A 23,398-nucleotide genomic window follows, 5' to 3' on the forward strand; every position below is an offset into this window, starting at 1 on the left:
ACCGCGCGATCCGCCCGGGCCCGCCCCGGACGGCCCCGACCCGGAACCGCCGACGTCCCTCCGCCCCGCCCGCCACGTCCCTCCGCCCGCCCCACCACGTCCCCCGCCCGCCCCGCCACCGTCCGCTCGATCCGACCCCCAACGAGGTTGCACCGGTTCATGAACTCCCGTCAGCGCCGCGGCGTGATCCTCCTGCTCCTGTCGGTTCTGTGCGCCCTCGGCGCCTTCGCCGGCGTCCTCTCCGTCATCGACGACGTGCAGTCCAAGGTCGGCCCCGAGGTCACCGCGTACCGGGTCAGGTCCGACGTGGCTCCCTACGCGCCCCTCACCGAGGACCAGTTCGAGAAGATAGAGATGCCCGAGCGCTGGCTCTCCGGGAACGCGGTGACCGACCTCGCGGGCATCCGCGGCAAGATCGCCGTGACGACCCTGAAGAAGGGCTCGCTGCTCCAGAGCGACATGATCGTCGACCAGCCCGCCCTCCAGGCCGGCCAGCAGGAGGTCGCCATCATGATCGACGCGGCGACCGGCGTAGCCGGGAAGATCACCCCGGGTTCCTCCGTCAACGTCTACGCCACCTTCGAGGGCGCCCGCGAGAGCGACCCCGACCAGTCGAAGATCATCGTCACCAACGCCCGCGTCCTCGACGTCGGCGACCTGCGCGCCCTGAACCCCGACAAGGACGACCGCGGACAGCAGCTCACCGAGGCGGTCCCCATCACCTTCGCGCTGTCCACCCTCGACGCCCAGCGCATCACGTACGCCGAGTCGTTCGCCAAGCGCGTCCGGCTCGCCCTGGTGGCGCCCGGCACTCCCACCACGGTCCCCGACAAGGACCGCACGTACGAACTCGTCACGGACAAGTGAGGGCCGCCGCCATGCCCACGAGGATCCTCCCGGCCGTCGGCGACGCGGACGCGGTCCGCTCCCTCACCAGCCTGCTCAGCCAGCTCCCCGACGCCGAACCCGTCACCCCGGTCGCCGACTCCACCCAGCTCGTCGACACCCTCGCCCGCCTCGCCGCCGAGTCGGTGGACGAACTGCCCGAGGTCGTCATCGTCCACGAGCGCATCGGTCCCGTCCCCGCCCTGGAACTGGTCCGCGACGTCGCCCTGCGCTTCCCCGCCGTCGGCGTCATCCTCGTCACCACCGACGCCGGCCCCGGCCTCTTCTCCGCCGCCATGGACGCCGGCGCCCGCGGCCTGGTCACCCTGCCCCTCGGCTACGAGGACCTCGCCCACCGCGTCCAGGCCGTCGCCCAGTGGTCGGTCGGCGTACGACGCCATCTCGGCCACGGCGGCGACGTGTTCACCGGCGTCGGCGGCACCGTCGTCACGGTCAGCGGCGCCAAGGGAGGCGTCGGCGCGACCCTGCTCGCCGTCCAACTGGCCCTCGCCGCACAGGCCTCCGGGCGTCCCACCGCCCTCGTCGACCTGGACCTCCAGGCCGGCGACGTCGCCTCCTACCTCGACGTCCAGTTCCGCCGCTCGGTCGTCGACCTCGCCGCGATCAACGACCTCTCGCCCCGCATCCTCGCCGAGGCCGTCTTCCGCCACGACACCGGCGTGGCCCTGCTGCTCGCCCCCGGCGAGGGCGAACGCGGCGAGGAGGTCACCGACCGCGCCGCCCGCCAGATCATCGGCGCCCTGCGCTCCCGCTACGAGGTCGTCGTCGTCGACTGCGGCGCCCAGCTCGGCGGGGCCGGCGCCACCGCCGTCGAGATGGCCGACCGCGCCCTGCTCGTCACCACTCCCGACGTGGTCGCCGTCCGCGGCGCCAAACGCACCGTCCGCATGTGGGACCGCCTCCAGATCCGCAAGGCCGAGGAGACCACGGTCGTCGTCAACCGCCACAGCCGCGCCACGGAGATCCAGCCCGCGCTCGTCCAGAAGATCACCGGTACGCCCGTCGCGGAGACCGCGATCCCCGCCAACTTCAAGGAACTCCAGTCCGCCGTGGACGCCGGCCGCGTCCACGCCCTCGACGGCAAGGGCACCGTCCGCCAGGCCATGTGGGCCCTCGCGGGCGAACTCGGCCTCGTCGCGGCCCCGGAGGGCTCGCAGCACCGAAGGTCCGGCCGGGCCGGGCGCGGCGGCGACCGGGGGGCGGCGGGATTCCGCCGCAGGAGGGAGTGACGTGAGAGCACGACGGCCGGCCCCACAGCGACCGGCCCCACAGCGACCGACACCATGGCGACCGACCTTGCCGACACCACGGAGACCGGCACCGGGGCGGTACGGAGGCGACCGGGGCCAGGTCACCGTCGAACTCCTCGGCATGACCCCGCTCATCATCGTGACCTTGGTGGTGGTGTGGCAGTTCGTGCTCGTGGGATACACGTTCACGCTCGCGGGGAATGCTGCCGACGAGGCGGTGCGGGCGGGGACGGCGGCGCAGCGGGGGGAGCGGCAGGCCGTGTGCGAACAGGCGGGACTGGACAAGCTGTCGGACGCGTGGCGCTCCGGGGCCACGGTCAGCTGCCCGACGTCGGGCGGGTACGTGACGGCGACCGTCACCCTCCGGGTCCCGGTCCTGTTCCCGGGCGCGATCGACTTCCCGTTCGAGGTGAAGGGCCACGCCGGTGCCGTGGAGGAAGAGGACGGCGACTGACATGGGACGTGGACGCCTCGGACGTGAACGCCTCGGACGTGACATGGGACGTGGTCGCCTCGGACGGGACCGGGGACAGGTCGCCCTGGAGTACCTCGGCTTCCTGCCGATCCTGCTGCTCGTCGCGCTGGCCGCCGTACAGCTGGGCCTGATCGCGTACGCGGCGCAGCAGGCGGGTACGGCGGCCAGGGCCGGGGCCCGCAGCGCGTCGCTCGGCGAGGGCGCGGGGGGAGCCTGCCAGGGCGCGGTCAGTTCCTGGCTCGCCGGCGGCACCAGCTGTGCCCCCGAGGACCTGGGCGACGAGGTCCGCGTCACCTCCACCGTCACCATCCCCTCCGTCATCCCCGGCATAGGGGACTTCGGTGAGGCCCACAAGACGGCCACCATGCCGGTCGACCACTGAGGGAAGGGCTTTCGACATGAGCCTGCGGGCACGCATCACCTCGCCCGAGGAGCACGGCGGCCGGGGCGAGGACGGCCACCTGGTCGCCTCCTACCGGGCCAAGCTCCTGGAGGAGATCGACCTCGCCGAGATGAGCGCACTGGCGGCGGCCGAGCGCCGGGCCCGTCTGGAACGGGTGCTGGCGCACATCATCAGCCGCGAGGGCCCGGTGCTGTCCACGACGGAGCGCGCACAGCTCATCCGCAGGGTGGTCGACGAGGCGCTGGGCCTCGGCATCCTCGAACCGCTCCTGGAGGACGCCTCCATCACCGAGATCATGGTGAACGGCCCGGACGCGATCTTCGTCGAGCGGGGCGGCCGGGTCGAACAACTGCCCCTCCGCTTCGCCTCCGACGACCAGCTCATGCAGACGATCGAGCGCATCGTCTCCACGGTCAACCGCCGCGTCGACGAGACCAACCCCATGGTCGACGCCCGCCTCCCGTCCGGCGAACGCGTCAACGTGATCATCCCCCCGCTGTCCCTCACCGGACCCACCCTCACCATCCGCCGCTTCCCGCGCTCCTTCACCCTGCACGAACTGATCGGCTTCGGCTCGCTGGACGAGCCGATGCTGTACCTGCTGGCGGCACTGGTGCAGGCGAAGTTCAACATCATCGTCTCGGGCGCGACCGGCACCGGGAAGACGACCCTCCTGAACGCCCTCTCCGGGCTCATCCCGGAACACGAACGCATCATCACCATCGAGGACTCGGCCGAACTCCAGCTCCAGCAGTCCCACGTCATCCGCCTGGAGTCCCGGCCCCCGAACGTCGAGGGCAAGGGCCGCATCACCATCCGCGACCTGGTCCGCAACTCGCTGCGCATGCGCCCCGACCGCATCGTGGTCGGCGAGGTCCGCGGCGGCGAGTCCCTGGACATGCTCCAGGCGATGTCGACCGGTCACGACGGCTCCCTGGCCACCGTCCACGCCAACAGCGCCGAGGACGCCCTGATGCGGCTCCAGACCCTGGCGTCCATGTCGGACGTCGAGATCCCGTTCGTCGCCCTGCACGACCAGATCAACAGCGCGGTCGACGTCATCGTCCAGCTCACCCGCTTCGCGGACGGGACCCGGCGGGTGACGGAGATCGCGCTGCTCGACAGCCACGGCGGGGAGCCGTACCGGCTGGCGACCATCGCCCGCTTCAACGCCCGGCCGATGGGCGCGGACGGCCGCATCCACGGCGTCTTCGCGTACCACCCGCTGCCGCGCCGCACCGCCGACCGCCTCTACATGGCGAGCCAGCCGATCCCGCAGGCCTTCGGAGTGGCCCGCACGCTCGACGAGTTGACCACCAGAGAAGCCCGATAACCCGACAGCGCGACAGCCCAGTGGCCGGAGAGCCCGACAGCCCCACAACCCCACAGCCCCACAGCCCGGCAGCAGACCTTCGCGACAGCGCGGCCAGGACGGAAACGGAACAGGACAGGACAGGCAGGACCCCACATGACCCTCCAGAACCTGATCACCCTCACCACCGGCGTGAGCCTGCTGACCTGCTGCCTGGCCGTCGCGGGCGTGCACACCTACGCGCGGGGCCGCGCCCAGCGGGCCGCCCTCGTCGACCGCCTCACCGCCACCGGCCAGGTCCCCCCGGCCGGCCGCCGGCGCCGCTTCCGCACCCTGGACCGCCGCCTGCGCCGCACCGACCTCGGCCGCACACTGGAACTGCGGCTGACGGCCACCGGCCTGGACGTGACGCCGGGCGAGTTCCTCGCCCACATGCTGACGGCGGTCGCGGCCCTGTGGCTGATCGGCCATGCCACCCTGGCGCCCTTCTTCGGCCCCCTGGCCGGCCTGCTCGGCATCTGGGCCGCCTGGCAGTTCCTCAACTGGCAGCGCCAGAAACGCATCGAACGCTTCATCAACCAACTCCCCGAACTGGCCCGCATCCTGGCCAACGCCACCAACGCGGGCCTCGCCCTGCGCACCGCGATCGGCATGGCCGCGGAGGAACTGGAGGCCCCCGCCGGCGAGGAACTGGCCAAGGTCGCCAACCAACTGGCCGTCGGCCACTCCCTGGACGACGCCCTCGGCGAACTCGCCGACCGCCTTCCCTCCCGCGAACTCGTCGTCCTGGTCACCACCCTCGTCCTGTCCAACCGGGCCGGCGGCCAGGTGGTGGGCGCCCTGCGCAACCTCACGGAGACGCTGGAGGAACGCAAGGAGACCCGCCGCGAGGTCCGGACCCAGTTGTCCCAGGTGAACATGACCTCCTACGCGGTGCCGGCGCTGGGGGTGGGCGCCCTGTTCCTCATGGACAGCGTCGCGGACGGCACCCTCGACCGCATGACCGGATCTGCCGCCGGCCAGGCCAGCGTGATCATCGCCTTCGCCCTCTACGCCGTCGGTTTCGTCCTCATCCGCCGCATGTCCCGCATCGACGTCTGAGGACTGAGGACTTCAGGACTGAGGACTTCAGGACCGAGGGAGGAATCGACCGCCATGGAACTTCTGCTCGCACTCGTCATGGGCCTCGCCGTCTGGGGCGTCTTCGCCGGCCTGCGCATGTACCGCGCCGAGGTGAAACTGCCCAGCGACCTCGCCCTGGCGCTGGAGGTCGGCGCCACCCGTACCGGTGCCGTCGGCTCCCTCGTCGACCGCCTCGGCATGCGCTACGCCCCCGCGGTCCTGCGGCTCATGGGTCCCCGGCAGGTCGCCGGATACCGCCGCAGGATCGACCTCGCGGGCAACCCCGGCGGCCTGACGATCGACCGCTACGCGGCCCGCCGGGCGGTCTACGGGGCGATCGGCGCACTCGGCGCCCTGGCCGCGCTGCTCCAGGGCAGCTTCTTCCTCGCCCTCCTCATGATCGCGTTCGGCCTGTTCTGGTCCGAGGTCGGCATCTGGTCGGCGATCCGGGTCCGCAGGGACGCGATCGAACGCACCCTGCCGGACTTCCTGGACGTACTCGCCGTCGTCGTGAGCGCGGGCCTCGGTTTCCGCCAGGCCCTCGACCGGGTGGCGTCCCGGTACGCGGGCCCGTGGGCCGACGAGATCCGGATCACGCTCCGCCAGATGGACCTCGGCATGAGCCGCCGCGACGCCTTCGCCGAACTCCGCCGCCGCAACGACTCCGAGCAGGTCGCCATGTTCGTCACCGCACTCCAGCAGGGCGAGGAACTGGGCGCGCCGATCGTCGACACGCTGGTCGCGATCGCCAAGGACATGCGCCGTACGGACGCCCAGAACGCCCGCCGCAAGGCCGCCCGCGCGGTCCCCAAGGCCACGCTGATGATCACGACGTTCATGGTCCCGGCCACGATGCTCCTCCTCGGCGCGGGCATGCTGCTGGGCTCCGGCACGGACTTCAGCTCGATCACGGGCGAGTAGGTGAGCGGGATGACGGCCATGACGGCCACTCCGGGGCGACGCGGCGGCCTGCTGCGCCGCCGCCGTGCACGGGCGGCGGAAGCCGCTGCGGCGGCCGGCGTTCCCGCCGCGGGTCCGGACCTCGCGGACGCCCCCGTTTCCGCCGCCGCCCCCGCCCCCGCCCCCGCCGCCGCCCCCGTCGGCGCACCCGCCGCCTCCGCGGCCGAGTTCCCGGCCGAGCGGCGGGAGGCCGAGCCGCCCATACCGCTCCAGGTCAACGCCCTCCAGGCGATGTGCCGCCAGGTCTTCGGCTTCCGGCTCGCCATGATCGCCCTGGCCGCCCCGGCCGCCCTCCTCAACGCCTCACCGGGCCTGGGGGCCCGCCTGGTCGGCGCGGCCGTGGTCATCACCTTCATGGGCTCCTACGTCCTCTTCCGGGACTGGGAACGCTTCGGGCCCCTCCTGCTGCGCCACCCCACCCTGCTCGCCGTGGACACCCTCTTCGGCACCCTGCTGCTGATCTCCGCGGGCCCCGACACCACGCTCGCCTACGTCAGCGTCTGCACCCCCCTCCTCGCCGGCATCGTCTACGGCTGGCGGGGCGCCGCGGGTTTCGCCTCGCTCCAGTCGCTGATCCTGCTGCTGGTCCACGCCACCCTGGAACGGGAGTCCGGCGCCGGCCTCGCGGAGAGGCTGCTGCTCCCCGGCTTCTGCGTCATCACCGGGGCCGTGGGCTCCACCCTGCGCGGCCTCATGCTCCGCTTCGGCACCGCGACCCTGGCCCTGACCACGGTCAAGGCCCGGCTGGCCGTGACCCAGGCGGTCGCGGCCGAACGGGCCCGCCTGGCCCGCGAGATGCACGACTCCGTCGCCAAGACCCTGCACGGCGTGGCCCTCGCGGCGGACGGCCTGGCCCGTTCGGCCGGGTCGGCGGCCATGGACCCGGACCGCGTCCGGCAACAGGCCGAACTCGTCGCCCGCGCCGCCCGCCGCGCCGCCGCCGAGTCCCGCGAACTCCTCACCGACCTGCGCCGCGAGACGGACCCGGACCAGGGCGTCGACCTCCTGCACGAACTGGCCGCCCACACCCGCGCCTTCACCGCCCGGACCGGCCTGCCGGCCACCTACCGGCCCACGGGCGACCGCAGCACGCTCCCCGTCCCGCCCGCGGTGGCCCGACACCTCCTGACCATCGCCGCGGAAGCCATGGAGAACGCCCACCGGCACGCCGACCCCACCCGCGTCGAGGTACGGGCAGGCGTGCGGGACGGACTCCTCGACGTCGGCGTCCTCGACGACGGCCCCGGCCTGCCGCCCGACACCGACCTCGAACAGCTGCGCCGCACAGGGCACTTCGGACTCGTCGGCATGGCGGAGCGGGCCGCGACCGTGGGCGCCCGCATCCGCTTCGGCGACGGTCTTCACCCCCGCGGCACCGGAGTGTTCCTGCAACTCCCGCTCGCGGCACTCACGACTTCGACACCATGACCGGCACACACTACGACCCGACCCCCCACCCCCCGAGAGGAGGCCGCCCGATGCCGGACCAGCCCCCCGCCACCCCCTTGGGTGACGCCTTCGCCCCACCGCCCCCGTCCACGCCGGTGCGCGTGGTGGTGGCCGACGACAACCCGGTGGTCCGCGCCGGCCTGACCGCTCTCCTCTCCGGCGTGGAGGACATCACGGTGGTCGCCGAGGCCGCCGACGGCCGCCAGGCCTACGAGGCCGCCCTCCACCACCGCCCCGACCTCGTCCTGCTGGACGTCCGCATGCCCGACGTGGACGGCCTCTCGGCACTTCCCCACCTGGTGCGCATCGCCCCCGTCGTGATGCTCACCTACAGCAGCGAGTCGGAGGTCGTCCAGGAGGCCCTGCGGCGCGGGGCGGGCGGCTACCTGGTGCACGGCGAGTTCACCGTCACGGAGCTGCTCTCCGCGATCCGGGACATCGTGGCGGGACGGGCCCACTTCACCCCCGCGGCGGCGACGGCGGTGCTCGCCCACCTCCGCTCCTCCAATGCGAGTGCACATTATGACGGTTCCTCAGGTTCCTTACTCCCTGCGACTTATCGCGAACGGCTTTCGCATATGCAACCACTTGTGGGACAGTCGGTCGGGGCGCACCAACTCAGCGCGAGGGAGGCGGAGATCATGGACCTGATCGCAGCGGGCCTGACCAACCAGCAGATCGCCGCCACCTGCTTCATCAGCGAGAAGACGGTCAAGAACCACATCAACCGCATCTTCGCCAAGCTCCACAGCACCAGCCGTTCCGAAGCGGCGGCCAAGTGGCTGGGAACGGCGGTGACCCCGTGACAAGCCGCCGCACCCCCGATTGGGCCCGCGATTGGGCCCTGGGACCCTCCGCCGGGACTCCCGTTCCGCTCTACGTTCCTCGTGCCGGTAACGCCGCAAACGGAGGGGAACACCATGAGCGACCTGATGCTGAAGACCGTCGTCGCGGCCAAGGTCCGGGTGAGCGGCTGGAAGAACACGACGGCCGAGGCCGCCCGTCGCCGCGGCGACCGGGGGCAGACCGCGGTCGAGTACCTGGGCATCATCGCGGTGGTGGTGGCGATCGTGGTGCTGATCGCGAACACGAACCTGGGAGCGACCATCGTCAACAAGCTGACAGCTCAGATCGCCAAGGTGGCTCCCTGACGCCTTCACGCGGGCACGGCGACGCAGGGCAGGTCTTCCCCATCTACCTCACGGTGGTGGCGGGCCTGCTCTTTCTCGCGTTCGCGTACTTCGCGGTCGGCCAGGCCGCGGTGAACCGCAACGGCGCCCAGACCGCCGCTGACGCGGCGGCGCTGGCGGCCGCGCAGGAGACCAGGGACGGGCTTGCAGGTCAGTGGGTGGAGGACGTTCTCGATCCCACGAAATGGCAGGACATCTTCGAGGGCGGCGACGGGTTGGGGCTACCCGACCCGTGTTGGCGCGCCGGTGAGCTCGCCGCACAGAACGATGCCACCTTGGATGGCTGTGACCCGGACGGGCTGCGATTCCGCGTCACCGTCCAGGCGAACAAAGCGGCGGGAAAATCCGTTATTCCTGCCACGAGCACCACGAGGGCGCGCGCCGACGCCGTCGCCGTGATCGAACCGCTGTGCGATTTCGACCCCCCGGGTGAGGACGCCGAGGAGGACGCACTGCCGAAGCTCATCTGTGAGGGCGGGGATGACTGGGAGCTGGATCCTGACGACCTCGGCGATCTGCCCGGGCCCGAAGACCTCTTTGACGTCCACCTGGCCGACTGACGAGCGAATGACGAGTGGAGAAGGAAACAGAGTGATGAGCATGCGGTTCACGGGGAAAGCCCGCAGGGGGATGGTCGCGCTGACCGCCGTGGCCGGGCTGGCCGTCGGCTCGGCAGCCTGCGGCGGGGGCGGGGGCGACGACGCCAAGAAGCCTGAAAGCTCGTCGTCCGCTTCCACGGCCGATGGATCGCAGCCGAACCCTCAGGAGGGGAAGTCCGACGATCCGTTGGCAGAGGTGAAGGGGCCCGGCGGGCTTCTCCTTCAGATCACTTCTGCCGCGCGCGACTCCGGCGGCTTCGTGACGGTGAATGGTGTCCTGAAGAATGACGGTTCGGAAGTAGCGGTTGTTCCGTTGGAGTTGAGCGGCAACGAGACCGAGATCATGAACAACGGAAGGTCCCTCGGCGGAGCCACCCTCGTCGACTCCAAGAGCAAGAAGCGCTACTACGTCCTCCGTGACACGGAAGGCCGCCCCCTGACGACGACGGGCTTCTCGACGCTCAAGGCCGGCGAATCCATCGACGTGTTCCTCCAGTTCCCGTCGCCGCCCGCCGGCACGGCCGACGTCTCCTTCCAGCTGCCGCTGTTCCCCAGCGCGGTCATCAAGATCTCCGGGTGAGCCCCGATGACCCACACCGGACTCGCGCCCCGTCACCTGCCCCTGGCCCTGCTCACCACCACCCTGCTCGTCCTCACCGCGCCCCCCGCCCGCGCCGACGACCCCAGCGTCCCGCCGGGCACCGAACCCACGGCCACCGCCCCCGTGGAGGTGGACCCCAACGACCCCGACCTCAAGCTGCCCGAGGGCGCCACCCTCGCGGAGCCCAAGGTGCTCGACATCAAGCAGGTCGTCGAGGACGAGACCGGCGACGAGCGGCGGGAGGACACCAACGCGGACGTGAAGTTCGCCCTCCAGGCGGAGGTCCTCTTCGGCAAGGACAGTGCCAAGCTCAGCGCCGACGCGAAGGCCCGCATCGCCGGGATCGCCGCGGAGATCAAGAAGCAGAACGCCACGCAGATCCGGGTCTTCGGCTTCACCGACAACCTCGGTTCCTCCGCCCACGGTGACGTCCTGTCGAAGCAGCGGGCGAACGCGGTCCAGGCCGCCCTCGCCGGCGATCTGAACGACGCGAACGTCGTCTTCGAGGTGCGCGGCTACGGCGAGCAGTACCCCATCGCCGACAACGCCTCGGAGGCAGGCCGCAAGAAGAACCGCCGAGTGGAGGTCACGTTCCCGAGGACGGCGGGCTGACGGGCCGATCTGCTCAGCCGACCGGCCCCTCGCCCTTACCCGGCGTGCTCGGGGCTGGTTCGGGCAGTGGGTCGGCGACGAAGGTCCCACGCCCGTGAACGGTCTCGACGAGCCCTCGTTCGCGCAGAACCTGGGCGGCCCGTCGGACGGTGAGGTAGGCGACGCCGTACTCCTTAGCGAGATCGCGCTCCGAGGGCAGGCGGGCGCCGGGCTGGAGTTCCCCGCTTCGAATCCTTGCCTCGACGTGGTCGGCGACGGCGACGTAGATGAGCTGGGCTCCCTGCGGGTTGAAGTCGGGCACCTCACTGCGGTCACTCACAAGGGCAACATAGGTCGGTGCTGAGCTGCGCGAATCTATAGAGAGCTATACATAGCTATACATGGCTTAGTGGGATCGTGGGCAGACGAGACCCCGGCGACCGCGCGAACGGCCCCGGGGCACGACCACCAGCTTTCAAGGAGCTGATGACAGTGAGCATTATCCACGCGCTGCTGCGCTGGACCCTGGCCGTGTTCGGGCCCGGCACCGGCAGGCGCCGGGCGGGTACGTGCCCCGCCGCTACGGCCCCGGCCCGCGTCCCGGAGAGCCGGCCCGGCCCCGTGGTCGTACCGCTCCCCACAGCCCGTTCCCCGTACGGGCTGCCCGTGCTGCTCGACGGCGCCCGCACCGCCCCGGTCCGCCCGTACGTGCTCGCGGCGGAGAGGGCGGCCTGATGGGGGCGGAAGGCAGGAAGCCCCGCCCGCCGGTGCGGATGTGCGTGCGCTGCGAGGTGACCACGGAAACCCCGGTCGTGGTCGCCGTGGTGCACCAGAACTCGGGGCCGGGCTTCGTCGTGTACGCGTGCCAGGCGTGCGCCGTGCACTACCCGCCGCAGCAGGACGCCTTTCCCGTACGGCGACTGCCCGGCCCGGCCGGGGACCGGCAGTGACCGCACCCCCCGGCCCGGCGACGGACGAGTGCGAACCGTCGCCCGAGTGCGCCCTGGCGCGCAGGCCCGGATATGAGGACATACACGGCGCGTGCGACCGCCTGCGGGATGTCCCGCTCCCGCACGGCGGGGGCCTGCTGCTGGTGCGCCGCTGCGGCTGCGCCTGCCACCGCCCGCCTGCGGGGAACGAGGACCGGGCCGGCCCGTAGGCCCCGCCCCGGACGCCCGGTGCGGGGTGACGGTGTTCCTCGTCAGCGGATGTCGTGGTCGGGGTGGGCCCGGTCGTAGGCGTGCCGTGCCTCCGCGATGGCGGCGCGGTGGGCGAGCGACCAGTCGGCGAGTGCCTTGACCAGGTGGGTCAGGCCGGCTCCGGTCTCGGTCAGGCGGTAGTCGACCTGGGCCGGGACGGTCGGGTACACGGTGCGCAGCACGAGGCCGTCGCGTTCGAGCCTGCGGACGGTGAGGGTGAGCATGCGCTGGGAGATGCCCTCGACGGCGCGCTGCAGTTCGCGGAACCGGCGCGGTCCGCCCGCGAGTTCGACGATCACGAGCACCGACCACTTGTCGCCGATGCGGTCGAGGACGTCGCGGATCCCGCAGTCGGGGTGGTCTTCGCGGCCGCAGGGGGCGAGGTCGGCGGGGGTGGTTACCCCGGTGTGCGTGAGTGACATCGAACTGCCTTCTTGAAGCCGGTGGGGGCGCGATCAAGGATCAAGCGTAGTTACCGATGGGAACCACGACGGAAGGCTGCGATCGACATGATCCTGGTGACGGGAGCGAACGGGAACCTCGGCTCGGCCACCCTTGCGGCGCTGCGGGCCGGCGGCGCCGCTGCGACGGGGGGCAGCCGCACGCCGGGCGAGGGGATGCGGCACCTCGACTTCGACGACCACGCGAGCCTCGTCCTCACCGGGGTGTCGACCCTGGTGCTGATCTCCGCCGGTTACGCAGAGGACGACCAGGTCGTCGGGCGGCACGCGGCGGTTCTGGAGGCCGCCGCGCGCGACGGTGTCGGCCACGTCGTGTACACGAGCCTGACCACTGCCGGCGACCATCTCGGTTTCGCGTCGGCACACCGTGCCACCGAGCGCCTGGTGCGGGCGAGCGGACTGCCGTGGACGATCCTGCGCAACGGCCTGTACGCCGAACTCTTCGGCGGCTTGCTGATGTGGGCCGACGACGGCGTGGAGTCCGCATTCGGGGACGGTGCCCTGGCGGCCGTCGCGCGGGAGGATCTCGCCGACGCCGCGGCGATCGTCGCGGTGAGTCCGGCGGCACACGGCGGGCGCGTCCACGACCTTGTCGGTACGCCGATCACGGCAGGCCAGGTGGCCGACCGGCTCGGGGTCCCGCACCGCACCATCGGGCTGGGCGAGTACCGGCGCAGGCTCCTCGAGGAGACGCCGGGGCTCCTGCCGTTCCAGCCGCCCATGCTCGCTTCGATCGCCACGGGCATCCGGCACGGCTTCCTGGACGGCACCGCCTCCGACCTCACGGATCTTCTCGGCCGCCCGGCCCGCGACCCACTGGCCACGGCCGTTGCAGCCGCGTCCGCCACCCGACCGGAAGCAAGCCGCTAGCCGCTAGCAGCGGTCCCTCACGCAGAGCGCCCGAAATCGGCCTCCACCTCGATACGGGCCCCCACCCGCACCCCCCACCCCGCCATGACCCCCGCCCCCGCCTCCAGCACATGACGTGACCTCAGCCGGGGCAGGCCCAGCCGTCCCGGGCGCATGGTGCGGACGGACAGGACGGTCAGGCGGCGGTCCAGATAGGCGACGTCGATGGGCATCCGCATGCCGAAGGTGTGCACGCTGCCGGCGGGGGAGAGCAGCAGCGCGCCCTCGACCGCGTCCCGCCCCAGCAGGCCCCTCGTGCGGGCGCGGTACGAGGCCGCGATCTCCAGCGGGACCGTCACCGCCGCCCCGCCCTCACCCCGCACGACCAGCCGCCCCCGCCCGTCCCGAAACCGCCGTCCCATTCCCGTCCCCGTCCCTGTCCCTGTCCCCGGATCCGATCCGCCGACCGACCCCGCGATCCCAGTGGCCCCAGTGAGCCCAGCACCCCCCGGCGCTGACTCCCGCGCCACGACACGACCGTATCCCCGCCCCACCCCCACCACACCCCTCCCGTGGCACCGTGGGCGGAAGGACCCGAGGACCAGCGAGGGGCACCGCCATGCGTGACGTCGTCCTGACCGCCTCCGCCTCCGCCTCGGTCTCCGTCTCCGTCGACGGGTACACGGAGGGTCCCGGCTGCGCCCCACGAACCCGCCGAATCGGCTGCGCGGTAAAGGAGTTGTCCGGACGGGGACACCCGGATAAGAAGGGATCATGACCGAACTCGGCGCCATCTTCCGCCCGCAGTTGCCCCCGGAGCGGCTCCGCACGATCGCCCGTCTCGCGGACGCCACCGGACTCGACGAGCTGTGGGTCTTCGAGGACTGTTTCCGGGAGGCCGGGATCTCGGCCGCCGCGGCCGCGCTCGCCTGGACCGAGCGGGTCCGGATCGGGGTGGGTCTGCTGCCGGTGCCGCTGCGCAACGTCGCCGTCACCGCGATGGAGGCCGCCACCCTGCACCGGATGTTCCCCGGCCGCGTCAGCCTCGGCATCGGCCACGGCGTCCAGGACTGGATGGGCCAGGTCGGCGCCCGCCCCGCCTCCCCGCTGACCCTGCTGCGCGAGTACACCCTCGCCCTGCGCGGCCTGCTGAACGGGGAGCGGATCACGACCCGGGGACGGTACGTCACGCTGGACGACGTCGCCCTCGACTGGCCGCCGCCGGGCGGGGCCGAGGTGCTGGTCGGCGGGATCGGCCCGCGCACCCTGCGGCTGTCCGGCGAGGTCGCGGACGGCACGGTCCTCAACGAGGTCTTCACCCCGGAGGGCGTGCGCGAGGCCCGCCGGCTGGTGGCGGAGGGCAGGGCGGCGGCCGGCCGGGACGCCGCCCCGCACAAGATCGTCGTCTATCTCTTCACCGCCACCGGCGAGGACGCCGCCGCCCGCCTCCAGCGGGAGTTGGTCGCGACCGGTGTCGCCGACGTGCCCGGTCTGGGTGTCGCCGGGGACGCGGCCGAGGTCGCCGAGCGGGTCCGGCGGTACGCCGAGGCGGGCGCCGACACGGTCGTCCTCCTGCCGACCGCCGACGAACCCGACCCCGAGGGCTTCATCCGGTTCGTGGGCGACGACGTACGGCCCCTGGTGAAGTGACCGTGTCCGCCAAGAGGAACGGCTCCCGGCAGTCGTCGTCGCGCAACGGCGAGGACCGGCCCCGCCACCTCGTCGACGCCCGCAGACCGGCCCCGTAGTACGTCCCGACGCTGCCCCGTAGTACGTTTCGACGCTGCCCTGTGGTGCGTCCCGGCACTCCGGCCGTGCGCCCGGCCGTCGGGCGTGCGGCCCGGCCGTCACCTCCCTGACCGCCAACTCCGTCCGTGCTCGCAGCACTTCGCCCATCCGCCGGACCCGCTCGCCCGACTCCCGTTCGTTCCGGGAGCCGCGACCTGTTTGCGCCCGCCGCCCCCGTCGAGCCTCAGGGGGCCGGCCGTCCCTCGAGCCTGCGTCGGGACAACGACCCTGCGCGAACCGGGCATCAGGCCTACTTCTCCACACATCGCCCCGTCATCTCCACAGGGTTTCCACATCGTTATCGGAGTTGGTCCGGACCGCCGCCCCGCCTCCGGTAGATTCGACGCCAGGCAATTCGCGCCAGCAAAGCTGCGCGGGCGTCACCGTGCAGCGGAGGGGGCTGCGCGGTGACGTGCCGCGTCAAGCGGACGTGCGGCCGGGGTTAGCCCGTCGGAGGGAAGTCGGCCGCGCGGCCCGGGCGGGGCCCGATCGGCGGAAAAGTCTCCGCTTTCATCGGCGTCCGAGGCGGTCCGCCTGGATTCCGCCGCCTTTCGGTCGTGAACCACCTGCGAATCCCACCCCGACTCGTCAGCGCCCCGTCGCCGGACGGCTCCGGAGAGTAATTGTGGCGCGCCGATGCACGCGGCATCCCTCACGAAGGGTTATGGTGGAAACCCCCCCTCGGGCCGGTCCGTATCCCCCCCACGGACCGGCCCGTTTTTTGTGCCCGCGGGGACGGGGTCGCGCGAGGGCCTCCCGCACCCCGCCCGCCCGCCCCGGCTCCCGTGGGGGTAGGCTGCCGCCCGCGGGGACCGCCACCGCACGGAGGGGCTGACATTCACGTGAACCTGCGCGACAAGCTGCGCGGCCTGCTGGTGAGGCTGTACGCGCGCCGGGTGGAAGGCCACCTGGACCACGCTCAGGTGCCCAAGCACATCGGCGTGATCATGGACGGCAACCGGCGCTGGGCGAAGGCCGCGGGCTCCACCACCGTGCACGGCCACCGGGCGGGCGCCGACAAGATCGAGGAGTTCCTCGGCTGGTGCTCCGAGACGGACGTCGGCGTCGTCACCCTCTGGCTGCTGTCCACGGACAACTTCGACCGCGCCAAGGAGGAGCTGGTCCCCCTTCTCGGCATCATCGAGGACGTCGTCCGCACCCTCGCCGCCGACGGCCGCTGGCGCGTGCACCACGTCGGCACGCCCGACCTCCTGCCGGCCGGCATGCAGCGCACGCTGAAGGAGGCCGAGGAAGCCACCGCCGACGTCGACGGGATACTCGTCAACGTCGCCATCGGCTACGGCGGCCGCCAGGAGATCGCCGACGCGGTCCGTTCGATGATCCTCGACGCCCGGGACAAGGGCGTCTCGATGGAGGACCTCGCCGAGTCCGTCGACATCGACATGATCGGCCGCCACCTCTACACCGGCGCCCAGCCCGACCCCGACCTGGTGATCCGCACCAGCGGCGAACAGCGGCTGTCCGGATTCATGCTGTGGCAGACCGCTCACTCGGAGTACCACTTCTGCGACGTGTTCTGGCCGGCCTTCCGCAAGGTCGACTTCCTGCGCGCCCTGCGCGACTACGAGGCCCGGCACCGGCGCTACGGCGGCTGAGCCGACCGCACCACCGGCAAGAAGGCCGTTTCCGGCCGCACGCACCGGCCGCACCTCTCCGCCGTCCCCGTGAAAGCCCCCCCGGGTACCCCGTCCGGGGCGGAAGTAACAAGGAGTTCATCGGTGCGTCGTCATGTGCCGTGGCATGGCGGCGCATCTTCGAGGGCATAAACCAAGCAGGTCGACGCCCGAACCACGGGTGTCGGATCTCAGCGGACGGCACGGGGCCGTCCGCCCGGGAGGCCCTTTGCACCAGCCCGATCGTGCGGTCCGCACGGACGCAGCGGAGGGCCGGTATTCGGCCCGTGCAGGCGGTCGAATTCCGGTCCAGCTCCACTCCGTCGCTCCCCGACCTCATCCGAGGGGGTACGTCCTTCCGTGGTGACCAGCACAAAGCGCCACAAGCCAGACCGGCGCACCTACGTTCTCGACACCAGCGTCCTGCTGGCCGACCCGCACGCCATGAACCGCTTCGACGAGCATGAGGTCGTGCTCCCCGTCGTCGTGGTCACCGAGCTGGAGGCCAAGCGGCACCATCCCGAACTCGGCTACTTCGCCCGGCAGGCCCTGCGCCTGCTCGACGACTACCGGGTGAAGTACGGCCGTCTCGACGCCCCCATTCCGATCGGGGAGCTGGGCGGCACCCTCCGTGTCGAGCTCAACCACTCGGACCCCAGCGTGCTGCCCACCGGCTACCGCCTGGGGGACAACGACTCACGCATCCTCGCGGTCGCCCGCAACCTCCAGGCCGAGGGGTTCGACGTCACCGTCGTGTCGAAGGACCTCCCGCTGAGGATCAAGGCGTCCTCCGTGGGACTGCTCGCCGAGGAGTACCGGGCCGAACTGGCCATCACGGACTCCTCCGGCTGGACCGGAATGTCGGAACTGACGCTCCCCGGCGAACAGGTGGACATCCTCTTCGAGGAAGGACGCGTGTACGTCCCGGAAGCCTCCGAGCTGCCCGTGCACACCGGCCTGACCATCCAGTCCGAGCGCGGCAAGGCGCTCGGCCGGGTCACCGCCGACGGCAGTGTGCGGCTGGTGCGCGGCGACCGGGAGGCGTTCGGCATCAAGGGCCGCAGCGCCGAGCAGCGCATCGCGCTCGATCTGCTGCTCGACCCGGACGTCGGGATCGTGTCGATGGGCGGCCGGGCCGGCACCGGCAAGTCGGCGCTCGCGCTGTGCGCCGGTCTGGAGGCGGTCCTGGAGCGCCGCCAGCACCAGAAGGTGATGGTCTTCCGCCCGTTGTACGCGGTGGGCGGGCAGGAACTGGGCTACCTGCCCGGCTCCGAGGCCGAGAAGATGAGCCCCTGGGCGCAGGCGGTCTTCGACACGCTGTCCGCGGTCACCAGCCGCGAGGTCATCGAGGAGGTCACCGCCCGCGGCATGCTCGAGGTCCTGCCGCTCACCCACATCCGCGGCCGCTCGCTGCACGACGCGTTCGTGATCGTGGACGAGGCCCAGTCGCTGGAGCGGAACGTCCTGCTGACCGTTCTGTCCCGGATCGGCGCCAATTCGCGGGTCGTTCTGACCCATGATGTTGCGCAAAGGGACAATCTCCGGGTCGGCCGCTACGACGGCGTCGTCGCCGTCGTGGAGAAACTGAAGGGGCATCCGCTTTTCGCGCACGTCACCCTGAACCGGTCCGAGAGGTCCCAGATCGCGGCCCTTGTGACCGAAATGCTGGAGGACGGTCACATCTGACCGGCCCGCCCCGTTTCGTGGGCACCGTCGGAGAGTTGGCGCCGCTCGGCAAAGGCCGTGAGCCTAGTCGGGCGGCGCCTTCGCATGTGGGCGAACGATGAAATACCCAGGGCGAAACGGGATGTGAGCTTTCACACGCAACTCGGAATTGCCACCCGGCGTCGGGTTACGGCAGAGTCTCCATCCTGTCAGGCCCCGCATACGACACACATGTATCGCCAGCGATACGGCACCACACCAACTCCATAGCTTCGTCGTATGCCGCCCGAGCACCACGCGGCGCTCCCGGACAGGGAGTTGCCCACCGGGCCCGCGCCTCCCGTGACCCCGCAGTTGGGAGGCCAGTGTTCAAGGGCACGATTGCGTCCGCCAGGGTCACCGAAGCGGGCGATGCTGGAAGGAAACCGTGTGAGCCGGATCTCGGTCCGGGGATTCGCAGTGGCCTCGGCCACCGCGGTCACCGCCGTCGGAAGCGTGGTCGGCGTTGCCTCGGGCAGCGTCGCGCAGTCCAACGACGCGGAAGCGACGGCGAGCGAGGCCACGACGCTCCTCGCAGACATCCCCGTGGGCCAGCAGGCCCAGGTGCAGACCGCTTCCCTGACGCAGCAGGCCAGTGTCCAGGCCATCGCGGCGGACGAGAGCGCCAAGAAGGACGCCGAGGAAGCGGCCCGCAAGGCCGCCGCCAAGACCGCGATCGCGAAGAAGGAGGCCGCCGAGAAGGCGGCCGCGGAAGCCAAGGAACGCGCCGAGGCCAAGGCCGCCGCGAGCCGTGGCTCCGTGACCTTCGCCGTCCAGAGCTCCTACACGATCGCCCAGATCCAGGCGATGGCGCAGCAGATGGTGCCCGGCGGCCAGTACCAGTGCTTCAGCAACATCGTGGACCACGAGTCCAGCTGGAACTACAAGGCCGTCAACGCCTCCTCCGGCGCCTACGGCCTCTTCCAGGCGCTGCCCGCCGGCAAGTACGCGTCCGCGGGCGCCGACTGGCAGACCAACCCGGCCACCCAGATCAAGTGGGGGCTGAACTACATGAACGAGCGCTACGGCAGCCCGTGCGACGCCTGGTCGTTCTGGCAGGCCAACCACTGGTACTAGGCCGCACGCCCGCGACACCCGCTCAACCCCGCGCAGCCCCTCCCCGTCCTCGGGGGAGGGGCTTTCGCCCTGTACGGTCGATGCCGACGACTCCAGGGGTGAGTGGTGGGGAGAGACGGGGGAAGAAGGCGGATCATGTCGAGAGTGCCAGGGTGGCTCGGCCGGCTCGGTGCCGGTCTGACCGAGATGGGTGAGCGGCTCGACGAACGTCGGGCCGAGGCCGACCGAGAGAGCGGCGCCGGACCCGAACCGGCGGTGCCCGAGACGCCGGTGGCGCCCACCGCGGAACTGCCGCCGCCCGCGCCGCGCCCCGACCCGGCACAGGTCGTGCCGTGGGGCGTCCGGGTCGCCGCCGAGGCGGGCTGGCGGCTGCTGGTGCTCGCCGGGACCGTCTGGGTCCTGATGAAGGTCATCACCGCCGTCCAACTGGTCGTGCTGGCCTTCGTGGTGTCCCTGCTGCTGACCGCGCTCCTGGAACCCACCGTGGCCCGGCTGAAGCGGCTGGGCGTCCCCGGCGGGCCCGCGACCGCGCTGACGGCCATACTCGGGTTCGTCGTCATCGGCCTGATGGGCTGGTTCGTGACCTGGCAGGTCATGGAGAACATCGACAACCTCTCCGACCAGGTCCAGGACGGCATCGACGACCTCCGCCGCTGGCTCCTCAACAGCCCCTTCCACGTCACCGACAAGCAGATCAACGGGATCGCCAAGAACCTGCGCGAGGCGGTCGGCGCCAACACCGACGAGATCACCTCCGCCGGCCTGGAGGGCGTCACCGTCGTCGTGGAGGCCCTCACCGGCATCCTGCTGTCGTTCTTCTCGACGCTGTTCCTGCTCTACGACGGCAAGCGCATCTGGCAGTGGACCCTCAAGCTGGTCCCCGCCGCCGCCCGGCCGGGTGTGGCGGGCGCCGGCCCGCGGGCCTGGGCGACCCTCACGGCGTACGTGCGCGGCACGGTCGTGGTGGCGTTGATCGACGCCGTCTTCATCGGCCTCGGCATCTACTTCCTCGACGTGCCCATGGCCGTGCCGCTGGCCGTCTTCATCTTCCTGTTCTCCTTCATCCCGCTGGTCGGCGCGGTCGCCTCCGGGGCGCTCGCCGTCGTCGTCGCCCTGGTCACCCAGGGCGTGTTCACCGCGGTGATGACGCTGGCGGTCGTGCTGGCCGTGCAGCAGATCGAGGGCCACATCCTCCAGCCGTTCATCCTGGGCCGCGCCGTGCGCGTCCACCCGCTCGCGGTGGTCCTCGCGGTCGCCTCCGGCGGCATGGTCGCCGGCATCGGCGGCGCGGTCGTCGCCGTACCGCTGGTGGCGGTGACGAACACGGTGGTGGGCTACCTGCACGCCTACTCGCGCGAACCGGCCCCGCGGACGGCCCCGCAGCCCAGGGGCGCCACCGCGGTCGACGTGGCACCGGTCCGGCCGGCCGCCCCTCCGGCCCTCGTGGACGGGTCCGTCCGGCCCGACGACGGGGGTCCGGCGGCGGCAGCCTCCGGCGACGGGACCCGGCAGGGCGCCGCGGGCGGGGAACGACAGGGCCCCGCCCACCCCGAGGGGTGAACGGGGCCCGAGGCCGGCCCGCCGTCACTCGGCGAGGACGGCCTCCGTGTCGAGGGTGACGCCGACCGCCTGGATCACCGAGGCGATCTTGAACGCCTCCTGGATCACCTCACGCTCGAGGCCCGCCTTGCGCAGCACCTGCTCGTGCGAGTCCAGGCACATCCCGCAGCCGTTGATCGCGGAGACCGCGAACGACCACAGCTCGAAGTCGACCTTGTCGACCCCGGGATTGCCGATCACGTTCATCCGCAGCCCGGCCCGCAGGTTGCCGTACTCGTGGTCCGACAGCAGGTGGCGGGTGCGGTAGAAGACGTTGTTCATCGCCATGATCGCGGCGGCCGACTTCGCCGCCGCGTACGCCTCGGGCGAGAGGTTCGCCTTCGCCTCCGGCGCCAGCTCGCGCAGCACGATCGGGGAGCGCGAGGCGATCGCGGTCGCCAGCACGGTGCCCCACAACTGCTGGGCGGGCAGGTCGGAGTTGCCGATGACCGAGCCGAGGTTGAGCTTCAGGTCCTTGGCGTAGTCCGGTACGGCGGACTTCAGGGTGTCGAGGGACATCTCAGGTCACTCCCCGGCCAGCAGCTTGACCGGGTCGAGGGTGTCCTCGCCCTTGGTCCAGTTGCACGGGCACAGCTCGTCGGTCTGGAGGGCGTCCAGGACCCGCAGGACCTCCTTGGGGTTCCGGCCCACGGAGCCCGCGGTGACCATCGTGAACTGGATCTCGCGGTTCGGGTCGACGATGAAGACGGCGCGCTGGGCGAAGCCGTCCTCGCCCTCGATGCCGAGGTCCCGCATCAGCTCGTGCTTGGAGTCCGCCAGCATCGGGAACGGCAGGTCGGTCAGGTCCGGGTGGTCCTTGCGCCAGGCGTGGTGCACGAACTCGGAGTCGCCGGAGAAGCCCAGGATCTGCGCGTCGCGGTCGGCGAACTCGTCGTTCAGCTTGCCGAACGCGGCGATCTCGGTGGGGCACACGAAGGTGAAGTCCTTGGGCCACGCGAACACGACCAGCCACTTGCCCTCGTAGGACTTGTGGTGGATCTGCTCGAACTCCGCACCCTTCTCCAGCGAGACGCAGGCGGTCAGTTCGAACTCGGGGAACTTGTCACCGACAGTGAGCACACGCTCTCCTTGCAGCGAAGAAGCGTCCGGATCGCGGACGCTCCCCATGGGTTGGACGAACCCGATGCTGGCACAGGGTGCATTGATTGCAGAAATCGCTACACTCGGTCCGGTTGATCGGAGGCGGTTATCAGTGACCACGGGTAATGGCGGGGCCAAGAGGCGACTGCCCAGTCTGGCGCAACTGCGGGCCTTCGCGGCCGTCGCCGAGCACCTGCACTTCCGGGACGCGGCCGCCGCCATCGGCATGAGCCAGCCCGCCCTGTCCGGCGCCGTCTCCGCGCTGGAGGAGACCCTGGGCGTGACCCTCCTGGAGCGTACGACGCGCAAGGTGCTGCTCTCCCCGGCCGGTGAGCGTCTCGCCGTACGGGCCAGGGCGGTGCTGGCCGAGGTCGGGGCGCTGATGGAGGAGGCGGACGCGGTGCGGGCGCCGTTCACCGGGGTGCTGCGGCTCGGGGTCATCCCCACCGTCGCGCCCTACCTCCTGCCCACCGTCCTGCGCCTGGTCCACGACCGCTACCCGGCGCTCGACCTGCAGGTCCACGAGGAGCAGACCGCCAGCCTGGTCGACGGACTGCACACCGGCCGCCTCGACCTGCTGCTGCTCGCCGTCCCCCTCGGCATGCCCGGCGTCACCGAACTCCCCCTCTTCGACGAGGACTTCGTGCTCGTCACCCCGCTCGGCCACCGGCTGGGCGGACGCGAGGGCATCGCGCGCGAGGCCCTCAGGGAGCTGAACCTGCTGCTCCTCGACGAGGGGCACTGCCTGCGCGACCAGGCCCTGGACATCTGCCGGGAGGCCGGCCGCGAGGACGCCCCGGTGACCACCACGGCCGCCGGGCTCTCCACCCTCGTCCAGCTCGTCGCCGGCGGCCTGGGCTGCACCCTGCTGCCGCGCACCGCCGTCACCGTCGAGACCAGTCGCAGCACGCAGCTCCTCACCGGCCGCTTCGCCGACCCCGCCCCCACCCGCCGGATCGCCCTCGCCATGCGCTCCGGCGCGGCCCGCGGCGCCGAGTACGCCGAACTGGCGGACTCCCTGCGGGAGGCGCTGGTGCCGCTGCCGGTGCGCGTTCTCGGGGCGGATGCCTGACGCCCCGTCCGCGGGCGGGGGAGGAGCACCGACGGGCAGAGCGCGCCAGCGCCGAA

Annotated in this window: 27 protein-coding genes; 22 read left to right on the forward strand and 5 right to left on the reverse strand. The window is 71.7% G+C overall.

What is annotated here, in order from left to right; all coding sequences use genetic code 11:
- The first annotated feature begins 159 nt into the window (after positions 1-159).
- The 13 genes from cpaB to ACIP5W_RS01740 all read left to right on the forward strand — a co-directional run bounded on the left by cpaB (position 160) and on the right by ACIP5W_RS01740 (position 10,879).
- A complete protein-coding gene (gene cpaB, locus ACIP5W_RS01680; protein ID WP_401465067.1) occupies positions 160-867 on the forward strand; it encodes a Flp pilus assembly protein CpaB in 708 nt (235 codons plus the stop codon).
- Between the two features lie 11 nt (positions 868-878).
- Complete coding sequence (locus ACIP5W_RS01685) at positions 879-2,135, forward strand: CpaE family protein (RefSeq protein ID WP_401465070.1); 1,257 nt, start codon at positions 879-881, stop codon at positions 2,133-2,135.
- 142 nt (positions 2,136-2,277) lie between these two features.
- Positions 2,278-2,610, forward strand: a complete 333-nt coding sequence (locus ACIP5W_RS01690) for a pilus assembly protein (protein WP_382782947.1) — start codon at positions 2,278-2,280, stop codon at positions 2,608-2,610.
- 43 nt (positions 2,611-2,653) lie between these two features.
- A complete protein-coding gene (locus tag ACIP5W_RS01695) occupies positions 2,654-3,013 on the forward strand; it encodes a TadE/TadG family type IV pilus assembly protein (protein ID WP_401465074.1) in 360 nt (119 codons plus the stop codon).
- Positions 3,014-3,029: 16 nt separating this feature from the next.
- Positions 3,030-4,367 (forward strand): CpaF family protein, encoded by a 1,338-nt coding sequence (locus ACIP5W_RS01700; protein WP_401465077.1) that lies wholly within the window; start codon positions 3,030-3,032, stop codon positions 4,365-4,367.
- 135 nt (positions 4,368-4,502) lie between these two features.
- The gene (locus ACIP5W_RS01705) at positions 4,503-5,447 is read left to right on the forward strand and encodes a type II secretion system F family protein (RefSeq protein WP_401465080.1); all 945 of its coding nucleotides are present in this window, start codon (positions 4,503-4,505) and stop codon (positions 5,445-5,447) included.
- A gap of 54 nt (positions 5,448-5,501) precedes the next feature.
- Positions 5,502-6,389, forward strand: a complete 888-nt coding sequence (locus ACIP5W_RS01710; protein WP_401465083.1) for a DUF5936 domain-containing protein — start codon at positions 5,502-5,504, stop codon at positions 6,387-6,389.
- 9 nt (positions 6,390-6,398) lie between these two features.
- Entirely contained in the window at positions 6,399-7,856 is a 1,458-nt protein-coding gene (locus ACIP5W_RS01715) for a sensor histidine kinase (RefSeq protein ID WP_401465086.1), read from the forward strand.
- Between the two features lie 50 nt (positions 7,857-7,906).
- Positions 7,907-8,683, forward strand: a complete 777-nt coding sequence (locus ACIP5W_RS01720) for a response regulator (RefSeq protein WP_401465089.1) — start codon at positions 7,907-7,909, stop codon at positions 8,681-8,683.
- 114 nt (positions 8,684-8,797) lie between these two features.
- Positions 8,798-9,028 carry a Flp family type IVb pilin gene (locus ACIP5W_RS01725; protein WP_401465092.1) on the forward strand — a complete coding sequence of 77 codons (231 nt, stop codon included), beginning with the start codon at positions 8,798-8,800 and terminating at the stop codon, positions 9,026-9,028.
- On the forward strand, positions 9,025-9,627 hold the full coding sequence (locus ACIP5W_RS01730) for a pilus assembly protein TadG-related protein (protein WP_401465658.1): 603 nt from the start codon (positions 9,025-9,027) through the stop codon (positions 9,625-9,627). Before ACIP5W_RS01725 ends, ACIP5W_RS01730 begins: the two co-directional genes overlap by 4 nt.
- 34 nt (positions 9,628-9,661) lie before the next feature.
- On the forward strand, positions 9,662-10,246 hold the full coding sequence (locus ACIP5W_RS01735) for a hypothetical protein (protein WP_401465095.1): 585 nt from the start codon (positions 9,662-9,664) through the stop codon (positions 10,244-10,246).
- A 6-nt stretch (positions 10,247-10,252) separates the two neighbouring features.
- Positions 10,253-10,879: an OmpA family protein gene (locus ACIP5W_RS01740; protein WP_401465098.1), complete on the forward strand. Its 627-nt coding sequence runs from the start codon at positions 10,253-10,255 to the stop codon at positions 10,877-10,879.
- A 13-nt stretch (positions 10,880-10,892) separates the two neighbouring features.
- On the opposite strand, the gene ACIP5W_RS01745 is transcribed toward ACIP5W_RS01740, so the two are convergent.
- Positions 10,893-11,198 carry a GntR family transcriptional regulator gene (locus tag ACIP5W_RS01745; protein ID WP_401465101.1) on the reverse strand — a complete coding sequence of 102 codons (306 nt, stop codon included), beginning with the start codon at positions 11,196-11,198 and terminating at the stop codon, positions 10,893-10,895.
- 146 nt (positions 11,199-11,344) lie between these two features.
- Between ACIP5W_RS01745 and ACIP5W_RS01750 the strand changes: the two genes are divergently transcribed.
- Together ACIP5W_RS01750 and ACIP5W_RS01755 are read left to right on the forward strand one after the other, a co-directional pair.
- Positions 11,345-11,593: a hypothetical protein gene (locus ACIP5W_RS01750; protein ID WP_401465104.1), complete on the forward strand. Its 249-nt coding sequence runs from the start codon at positions 11,345-11,347 to the stop codon at positions 11,591-11,593.
- Positions 11,593-11,808 (forward strand): hypothetical protein, encoded by a 216-nt coding sequence (locus ACIP5W_RS01755; RefSeq protein ID WP_401465107.1) that lies wholly within the window; start codon positions 11,593-11,595, stop codon positions 11,806-11,808. Before ACIP5W_RS01750 ends, ACIP5W_RS01755 begins: the two co-directional genes overlap by 1 nt.
- Before the next feature lie 251 nt (positions 11,809-12,059).
- Here the strand turns inward: ACIP5W_RS01755 and ACIP5W_RS01760 are convergent, their stop codons facing one another.
- Positions 12,060-12,479 carry a winged helix-turn-helix transcriptional regulator gene (locus tag ACIP5W_RS01760; protein WP_401465110.1) on the reverse strand — a complete coding sequence of 140 codons (420 nt, stop codon included), beginning with the start codon at positions 12,477-12,479 and terminating at the stop codon, positions 12,060-12,062.
- An 87-nt stretch (positions 12,480-12,566) separates the two neighbouring features.
- Here ACIP5W_RS01760 and ACIP5W_RS01765 point away from each other — a divergent pair, with 87 nt between their 5' ends.
- Entirely contained in the window at positions 12,567-13,388 is an 822-nt protein-coding gene (locus ACIP5W_RS01765) for an NmrA family NAD(P)-binding protein (RefSeq protein ID WP_401465113.1), read from the forward strand.
- A 17-nt stretch (positions 13,389-13,405) separates the two neighbouring features.
- Here ACIP5W_RS01765 and ACIP5W_RS01770 read toward each other — a convergent pair whose 3' ends face one another.
- Entirely contained in the window at positions 13,406-13,789 is a 384-nt protein-coding gene (locus ACIP5W_RS01770) for a DUF192 domain-containing protein (protein ID WP_401465116.1), read from the reverse strand.
- 352 nt (positions 13,790-14,141) lie between these two features.
- Between ACIP5W_RS01770 and ACIP5W_RS01775 the strand changes: the two genes are divergently transcribed.
- The 5 genes from ACIP5W_RS01775 (at position 14,142) to ACIP5W_RS01795 (ending at position 21,130) form a co-directional block, all read left to right on the forward strand.
- Entirely contained in the window at positions 14,142-15,017 is an 876-nt protein-coding gene (locus ACIP5W_RS01775) for an LLM class flavin-dependent oxidoreductase (RefSeq protein WP_401465119.1), read from the forward strand.
- Positions 15,018-15,997: 980 nt separating this feature from the next.
- On the forward strand, positions 15,998-16,771 hold the full coding sequence (locus ACIP5W_RS01780) for an isoprenyl transferase (RefSeq protein WP_401465122.1): 774 nt from the start codon (positions 15,998-16,000) through the stop codon (positions 16,769-16,771).
- A gap of 378 nt (positions 16,772-17,149) precedes the next feature.
- A complete protein-coding gene (locus tag ACIP5W_RS01785; protein WP_401465125.1) occupies positions 17,150-18,475 on the forward strand; it encodes a PhoH family protein in 1,326 nt (441 codons plus the stop codon).
- Positions 18,476-18,883: 408 nt separating this feature from the next.
- Positions 18,884-19,570, forward strand: coding sequence for a transglycosylase SLT domain-containing protein (locus tag ACIP5W_RS01790; RefSeq protein ID WP_401465128.1), 687 nt, complete (start codon positions 18,884-18,886; stop codon positions 19,568-19,570).
- Positions 19,571-19,705: 135 nt separating this feature from the next.
- A complete protein-coding gene (locus ACIP5W_RS01795; protein WP_401465131.1) occupies positions 19,706-21,130 on the forward strand; it encodes an AI-2E family transporter in 1,425 nt (474 codons plus the stop codon).
- Positions 21,131-21,154: 24 nt separating this feature from the next.
- Here the strand turns inward: ACIP5W_RS01795 and ACIP5W_RS01800 are convergent, their stop codons facing one another.
- Both ACIP5W_RS01800 and ACIP5W_RS01805 read right to left on the reverse strand, forming a co-directional pair.
- Positions 21,155-21,688 (reverse strand): alkyl hydroperoxide reductase, encoded by a 534-nt coding sequence (locus ACIP5W_RS01800; RefSeq protein ID WP_401465134.1) that lies wholly within the window; start codon positions 21,686-21,688, stop codon positions 21,155-21,157.
- Positions 21,689-21,694: 6 nt separating this feature from the next.
- On the reverse strand, positions 21,695-22,249 hold the full coding sequence (locus ACIP5W_RS01805) for a peroxiredoxin (RefSeq protein WP_363092585.1): 555 nt from the start codon (positions 22,247-22,249) through the stop codon (positions 21,695-21,697).
- A 133-nt stretch (positions 22,250-22,382) separates the two neighbouring features.
- Here ACIP5W_RS01805 and ACIP5W_RS01810 point away from each other — a divergent pair, with 133 nt between their 5' ends.
- A complete protein-coding gene (locus ACIP5W_RS01810; RefSeq protein ID WP_401465138.1) occupies positions 22,383-23,342 on the forward strand; it encodes a hydrogen peroxide-inducible genes activator in 960 nt (319 codons plus the stop codon).
- Positions 23,343-23,398: the final 56 nt, after the last annotated feature.

The sequence above is a fragment of the Streptomyces sp. NPDC088766 genome (genome assembly GCF_044750845.1).
Lineage (GTDB): Bacteria > Actinomycetota > Actinomycetes > Streptomycetales > Streptomycetaceae > Streptomyces.

Bases quoted from the DNA above. Each gene is read 5' to 3' on its own strand.
- cpaB (WP_401465067.1), top strand. From the start codon at position 160: ATGAACTCCCGTCAGCGCCGCGGCGTGATCCTCCTGCTCCTGTCGGTT.
- ACIP5W_RS01685 (WP_401465070.1), top strand. From the start codon at position 879: ATGCCCACGAGGATCCTCCCGGCCGTCGGCGACGCGGACGCGGTCCGC.
- ACIP5W_RS01690 (WP_382782947.1), top strand. From the start codon at position 2,278: ATGACCCCGCTCATCATCGTGACCTTGGTGGTGGTGTGGCAGTTCGTG.
- ACIP5W_RS01695 (WP_401465074.1), top strand. From the start codon at position 2,654: ATGGGACGTGGTCGCCTCGGACGGGACCGGGGACAGGTCGCCCTGGAG.
- ACIP5W_RS01700 (WP_401465077.1), top strand. From the start codon at position 3,030: ATGAGCCTGCGGGCACGCATCACCTCGCCCGAGGAGCACGGCGGCCGG.
- ACIP5W_RS01705 (WP_401465080.1), top strand. From the start codon at position 4,503: ATGACCCTCCAGAACCTGATCACCCTCACCACCGGCGTGAGCCTGCTG.
- ACIP5W_RS01710 (WP_401465083.1), top strand. From the start codon at position 5,502: ATGGAACTTCTGCTCGCACTCGTCATGGGCCTCGCCGTCTGGGGCGTC.
- ACIP5W_RS01715 (WP_401465086.1), top strand. From the start codon at position 6,399: ATGACGGCCATGACGGCCACTCCGGGGCGACGCGGCGGCCTGCTGCGC.
- ACIP5W_RS01720 (WP_401465089.1), top strand. From the start codon at position 7,907: ATGCCGGACCAGCCCCCCGCCACCCCCTTGGGTGACGCCTTCGCCCCA.
- ACIP5W_RS01725 (WP_401465092.1), top strand. From the start codon at position 8,798: ATGAGCGACCTGATGCTGAAGACCGTCGTCGCGGCCAAGGTCCGGGTG.
- ACIP5W_RS01735 (WP_401465095.1), top strand. From the start codon at position 9,662: ATGAGCATGCGGTTCACGGGGAAAGCCCGCAGGGGGATGGTCGCGCTG.
- ACIP5W_RS01740 (WP_401465098.1), top strand. From the start codon at position 10,253: ATGACCCACACCGGACTCGCGCCCCGTCACCTGCCCCTGGCCCTGCTC.
- ACIP5W_RS01750 (WP_401465104.1), top strand. From the start codon at position 11,345: ATGACAGTGAGCATTATCCACGCGCTGCTGCGCTGGACCCTGGCCGTG.
- ACIP5W_RS01755 (WP_401465107.1), top strand. From the start codon at position 11,593: ATGGGGGCGGAAGGCAGGAAGCCCCGCCCGCCGGTGCGGATGTGCGTG.
- ACIP5W_RS01760 (WP_401465110.1), bottom strand. From the start codon at position 12,479: ATGTCACTCACGCACACCGGGGTAACCACCCCCGCCGACCTCGCCCCC.
- ACIP5W_RS01765 (WP_401465113.1), top strand. From the start codon at position 12,567: ATGATCCTGGTGACGGGAGCGAACGGGAACCTCGGCTCGGCCACCCTT.
- ACIP5W_RS01770 (WP_401465116.1), bottom strand. From the start codon at position 13,789: ATGGGACGGCGGTTTCGGGACGGGCGGGGGCGGCTGGTCGTGCGGGGT.
- ACIP5W_RS01775 (WP_401465119.1), top strand. From the start codon at position 14,142: ATGACCGAACTCGGCGCCATCTTCCGCCCGCAGTTGCCCCCGGAGCGG.
- ACIP5W_RS01795 (WP_401465131.1), top strand. From the start codon at position 19,706: ATGTCGAGAGTGCCAGGGTGGCTCGGCCGGCTCGGTGCCGGTCTGACC.
- ACIP5W_RS01800 (WP_401465134.1), bottom strand. From the start codon at position 21,688: ATGTCCCTCGACACCCTGAAGTCCGCCGTACCGGACTACGCCAAGGAC.